The following is a 4,929-nucleotide window of genomic DNA, read 5'->3' as shown; positions in this document are numbered from 1 at the left end:
AATATGAGTTTGAATGAAATTCGTCAATTACTCACCTATAAAGATAATCCCAAGAAAAATTGTTCAGATGTGAATGAATTAATTGACTTACATGTCAGTGCTATCAGAGAAAATATAATCAAGCAACAAAAGCTTATTGAACAACTATCTGATTTAAGAGGTACTTGTGATGGTTTATGTACAATTGACCAATGTGGGGTTTTAAAAAATCTAGCTTGATTATCTAGACCTATGCTTTTTTCAAAAAATCGGCACTGTTGCAAATAACCACGAATGGTAAGCTGAAGACTGTTTTAGCTAAAGGTGCAGCATATGAATCCTTTCCATGGTCGGCATTTTCAGGGCGAAATCATTCTTTGGGCTGTGCGCTGGTATTGTAAATATGGCATTAGCTATCGTGAACTGCAGGAAATGCTGGCCGAACGGGGTGTGAATGTTGATCACACGACTATTTACCGTTGGGTTCAACGTTATGCTCCTGAAATAGAAAAACGTTTACGCTGGTATTGGCGTAATCCTACAGATCTGAGCTCGTGGCATATTGATGAAACCTATGTAAAAGTGAATGGACGATGGTCTTATCTGTATCGTGCAGTCGATCAACGTGGCGATACCATTGATTTTTATCTTTCTTCTAGACGTAATACCAAATCAGCATATTGTTTTCTTGGAAAAATTTTAAATAATGTGAAGAAGTGGCAAATTCCACAAGTGATCAACACGGATAAAGCACCCACATATGGACGTGCTTTATCACGGTTAAAACGGGAAGGTAAATGTCCACCAGACCTTGAGCACAGGCAGATTAAGTATAAAAATAACGTGATTGAATGTGATCATGGCAAGCTAAAGCGGATCATCAGGGCCACATTAGGATTCAAATCTATGAAGACGGCTTATGCCACAATTAAAGGTATTGAAGTCATGCGTGCACTACGTAAAGGACAAGCATCGTCATTTTATTATGGTCAGCCTCAGGGTGAAGTGTGTCTAATCAACAGGGTTTTCGGTCTCTAAGTACTTTTTAAAGGGAACATCATCGACTCAAATCTCTATTTGCAACAGTGCCGCGACAACTCAGTTGGATGATTCCCTTGAGGCACCATCGAGTGATACGTGGAACCCCCAGCATGCCTATTTCGAAAGATAAAGCATCGGCCAAGAAGCCACGGCGCGTCTCCCGCAGCCATGCGCCTGGGGACAAATCGAATCTTTTTGGCACCGTCAAATTGGCCGGAGGGAGTGTTTGCCATTTTGGCATGGAAACTTGGTCCGAAAAACGGGTGATTCTGCTCCCTCATACTCCTAACCTGAATTATTCACCACACAAAGGATGAGAAGGCCTATTGTGTGCTAAAATATTGTTGCAAAACAAACAGTTGCACATCAAACAGGTCTTCTCATGAGCTACCATATCACAACGCAGAGTGTGGTTTTCCAAGACTTGTTTCCCAAGCCGACTGGAAGGCTTTCCTGTGGCGCGGCATCGTTGCCGTCATTCTTGCCGCCCTGGCATGGCTGATGCCCGCTGAAGCGGTCCTAACACTGACCATTGTGTTTGGTGCCTACTCCTTTGCGGATGGCGTACTGGGGCTTTGGTCGGGCTATAAAAACATGCGTCAGGGTGAAAGCTGGGGCTGGTTGATCTTCAGCGGCCTCCTTGGCATCGCAACCGGGCTTATCGTCCTGGTCAGCCCGTTCGTCGCGACACTCGTGTTAACCGTGTTTCTCTGGACGATGGTTGCATTCTGGTCGATCACATCCGGCGTGATGGAGATCGTCGCGGCCTTTCGGCTCCGTAAGGAAATCGAGGGGGAATGGTTGCTCGTCCTCAGCGGTGTCATTTCCATCTTGCTTGGCGCTGCCGTCACATGGGTCTTGTTCACGACACCCGCAGGCAGTATTATGGCCCTCGGTTGGTTGTTGGGCGTCTATGCCGCAATCTTCGGTGTAACCATGATCCTGTTGGCATTGAAGCTTCGGAAAGTCAGCGCTTCGGACGACACGCTGGGGCCGAAACTACAGCCACTTAAAACGCGAGAACGGCGGCCAGGCACGTCACAGGACCTGGCTGCCTTTAAAAAAAGAGAAGCAGCGCTGCGCCAGCCGACCTTTCGTTGCAGAATAATAGGGAGTGCATATAAATGAATTTTTTGAATTTGCAGGTCACACAGGCAGAGCTCCTATCCGGCCTTATTTCCGTTTCCCAAACAGTTGCACAGATTGTGCTCGTCATGACCGTGGCGTGGCTCGTGTCCGCAGTGCTTTCGCGGGCCATCACACGCATCAGCAAAAGAACCCGTACTTCCAAGAGATCTGCAGATGAGGTCAAACGCATTGAAACATCTTTTCGTCTGATCCGTTTCGTCAGTCGGCTGGTCGTGTGGGCCTTGGCCGTGACCATTTCCCTCTCAATCCTTGGCATTTCTGTGGCACCGATCCTGACGACTGCGGGGGTAAGCGGCATCGCAGTGGGGTTTGCTGCGCAGAGCCTGATAAAAGACTATTTTTCGGGTTTGGTCTTGTTGCTGGAAGGGCAACTCCGCATCGGGGATATCGTGGATATTGGCGGTGTGGCAGGCCAAGTCGAAGAGATGACGTTGCGCTATGTGCGCCTGCGTCAACTCAATGGTGACGTGGTCTATGTGCCCAACGGAGCCATCACCAATCTGACAAATAAGACAACGGACTATTCGATGGCCGTAATCGATGTCGGTGTCGCCTATCGCGAAAACCTTCAGGAGGCATTGAACGTTATGGAGAGTGTCGCCCGTGAGCTAGCTTCGGAAACAACCTGGTCAACGAGAATATTAGCCGAGCCAGAGGTCTTTGGGGTCGAAACGTTGGGTGACTCTTCGGTTATCCTGCGTCTTCGCCTCAAGGTCTTGCCAGGTGAGCAATGGTCAATCCGGCGCGAATATCTGCACAGGATAAAACAGCGCTTCGACGAACTTGGCATCGAAATCCCTTATCCGCATCTGACGCTTTATGCCGGCCAGGACAAGGATGGAAAAGCCCCTGCCTTTCGGATCGAAGCTCCGGCTGGTGCCCAATGACACGGCCAAAATATACATATGAAGTGGAAAGAGATTTCTCGAACTGGGATGAAACGATTTTCGAGCGCTGTCTGCGGGATGGGTTCAATGTATTTGGCTCTGGACCAACCCCTATTCTCTTGCGGCCCGAAAAGGAGACCGAACCTGCCCCTGACACCCGTTCGCTAGGCAACGACAGCCATGATTAAGAAAGGCCAACCCATGAAGCCACCGGTAAAGACGAGCTTTCGCGGCAGGGACGTCGCCTACCTGGTAATTTCCATTGTTTTAGTGGGCGTAGGTTACGCAGCCTACCGCGGCTTATACTTTGTTGGTGAAAACGTTCCTTTTGCCCAAGAGATGATCCTAGTGTTCCTGGGTGCAGCTGCCACTATCTATCTGACAGCTGTGCTCCTCAATCGCCAGACTGAGCTTGAGTTAAGAAAAGAAGGGCAAGTTCTTCTTTTTCAACAAAAGCATGACACATATATGCGCGTCATCGAAAAGGTTGCTGAAATCGTGGAGCGTGAACGTCATGATTTTGCGCTCATTGATGAACTCAGGGTCATCAGCCACAAGCTTGCCGTTGTCGGCAGCGCGCCAGTTGTCGAAGCGTTCCGACGCGTTCTTGATCTGCTTGTTGATGGACTTGAGGATGGCCAGTTGAACGGCAATGACGCAGAACAGGTGATGCATGCCGTAGCTGAAGTCACGATTGCGATGCGTTCGGACATCAGCAGCGACAACGACCCTGAAGCGCTTCGGTCGGCTGTAGAAACGATCATGGCGAACTCACGCAAGATCGAGCGGCTGGACGACATCGAGCACTCAAAGTCCAAGCCAGACGCAAATGCAGCCAACAATAAACAGAAGAAAGGAGATTCGAAAGATGATGCAAGGACATAACCGCCCGCCATTCGCACCAACAATTCCCGGAACCAACCTTCGTTCTCATGATGTGCCAACCGCCATCATTTACCGACCCGCGCGCGCGGCCGCCACGTCCGCGCCACGATCCCGACACTGGGTTCTGGAGTTCGAACCGTCACGCCCGCAGAACCTTGAGCCCTTGATGGGATGGACGACGTCTCAGGATCCTTACCGGCCTATCAGGATGACATTTCCAGATCGCGACAGCGCTGTCGACTATGCCCTCAAGAACGATTGGCGCTATATCGTGCGTGAAGATCGTCCGCGGCGCATCGGACCAAACCCTTGGGCGGGCACAAGCAGTCATCAGCTTTATCGCGGGGTCGATACTTCCAAGGAAGGGTGGGTTCAGATGGGGCAACCGACGATGTCGGAGCATCACCTCCCAAAAGGATACGGCGCATCCGAAAACACGGGAACGCCGCAGAAATCGGAGGCTGAGTTTCTCGATCCAGTTCTGGAGGCTGCCATCGAGTCCTTTCCAGCCTCTGATCCGCCGGCGTGGATTGGAACGACAGTATCCGGGCGAAGGGGCTGAAGTCGATGCATGGAACCGCCGAATTCCTGATTGCGGGTGCGACCCTGATTTCGGGCGCATTCATTGCCGTTGCCATATGCTCCCGTTTAGGTGTTCCTTCGATCGTTGGGTTTTTGCTTGCAGGCATGGCTTTGGGCCCGCACGGTCTCGAGCTTATTGATGGTGAAGCAACCCTTGGCGCTATCGGTGAATTGGGCGTGATCTTGTTGCTGTTCATGCTGGGGCTGGAATTCTCGCTTGGCAAGCTGATGGAGCTGCGGCGGCTGATCTTCGGTGTCGGTCTTTTGCAGGTCGCCACAACATCCGGTCGAGTATAGGAAGAATAAACACCTATATGAGAGTAATAAAGTTTCATCCTTTGTTGTGCATAAGTATTTGTTTTTATTGGTTCCAAAATTATATTGTATTTATTAAAGTATCATACTA

General features: G+C 49.9%; 7 protein-coding genes. All 7 read left to right on the top strand.

Annotated elements, in window-relative coordinates:
* A partial coding sequence (locus GBI16_RS17650) for a MerR family DNA-binding protein (protein WP_228267865.1) occupies positions 1–219 on the top strand: 219 nt, incomplete at its 5' end.
* Positions 220–312: 93 nt separating this feature from the next.
* Entirely contained in the window at positions 313–1,017 is a 705-nt protein-coding gene (locus tag GBI16_RS17645; RefSeq protein WP_001067784.1) for an IS6-like element IS1006 family transposase, read from the top strand.
* A gap of 333 nt (positions 1,018–1,350) precedes the next feature.
* Positions 1,351–2,148: an HdeD family acid-resistance protein gene (locus GBI16_RS17640; RefSeq protein WP_151707575.1), complete on the top strand. Its 798-nt coding sequence runs from the start codon at positions 1,351–1,353 to the stop codon at positions 2,146–2,148.
* Entirely contained in the window at positions 2,145–3,056 is a 912-nt protein-coding gene (locus tag GBI16_RS17635; RefSeq protein ID WP_004733146.1) for a mechanosensitive ion channel family protein, read from the top strand. Before GBI16_RS17640 ends, GBI16_RS17635 begins: the two co-directional genes overlap by 4 nt.
* Before the next feature lie 201 nt (positions 3,057–3,257).
* The gene (locus GBI16_RS17625) at positions 3,258–3,941 is read left to right on the top strand and encodes a hypothetical protein (protein ID WP_004733147.1); all 684 of its coding nucleotides are present in this window, start codon (positions 3,258–3,260) and stop codon (positions 3,939–3,941) included.
* Complete coding sequence (locus GBI16_RS17620) at positions 3,925–4,503, top strand: NADH dehydrogenase ubiquinone Fe-S protein 4 (protein ID WP_004637113.1); 579 nt, start codon at positions 3,925–3,927, stop codon at positions 4,501–4,503. The genes GBI16_RS17625 and GBI16_RS17620 overlap by 17 nt, the downstream gene beginning before the upstream one ends.
* Before the next feature lie 5 nt (positions 4,504–4,508).
* A complete protein-coding gene (locus GBI16_RS17615) occupies positions 4,509–4,820 on the top strand; it encodes a cation:proton antiporter (RefSeq protein ID WP_004637114.1) in 312 nt (103 codons plus the stop codon).
* The last annotated feature ends 109 nt before the right edge of the window (positions 4,821–4,929 follow it).

Origin of the sequence: Acinetobacter sp. TUM15064 (assembly GCF_008980265.1) — a bacterium.
Lineage (GTDB): Bacteria > Pseudomonadota > Gammaproteobacteria > Pseudomonadales > Moraxellaceae > Acinetobacter.
The sequence above is the reverse complement of the archived record's forward strand: the minus strand, read 5'-3'. Positions and strand labels throughout refer to the sequence as shown.

Coding starts and splice junctions, on each gene's coding strand:
- GBI16_RS17645 (WP_001067784.1), top strand. CDS start 313: ATGAATCCTTTCCATGGTCGGCATTTTCAGGGCGAAATCATTCTTTGG.
- GBI16_RS17635 (WP_004733146.1), top strand. CDS start 2,145: ATGAATTTTTTGAATTTGCAGGTCACACAGGCAGAGCTCCTATCCGGC.
- GBI16_RS17625 (WP_004733147.1), top strand. CDS start 3,258: ATGAAGCCACCGGTAAAGACGAGCTTTCGCGGCAGGGACGTCGCCTAC.
- GBI16_RS17620 (WP_004637113.1), top strand. CDS start 3,925: ATGATGCAAGGACATAACCGCCCGCCATTCGCACCAACAATTCCCGGA.
- GBI16_RS17615 (WP_004637114.1), top strand. CDS start 4,509: ATGCATGGAACCGCCGAATTCCTGATTGCGGGTGCGACCCTGATTTCG.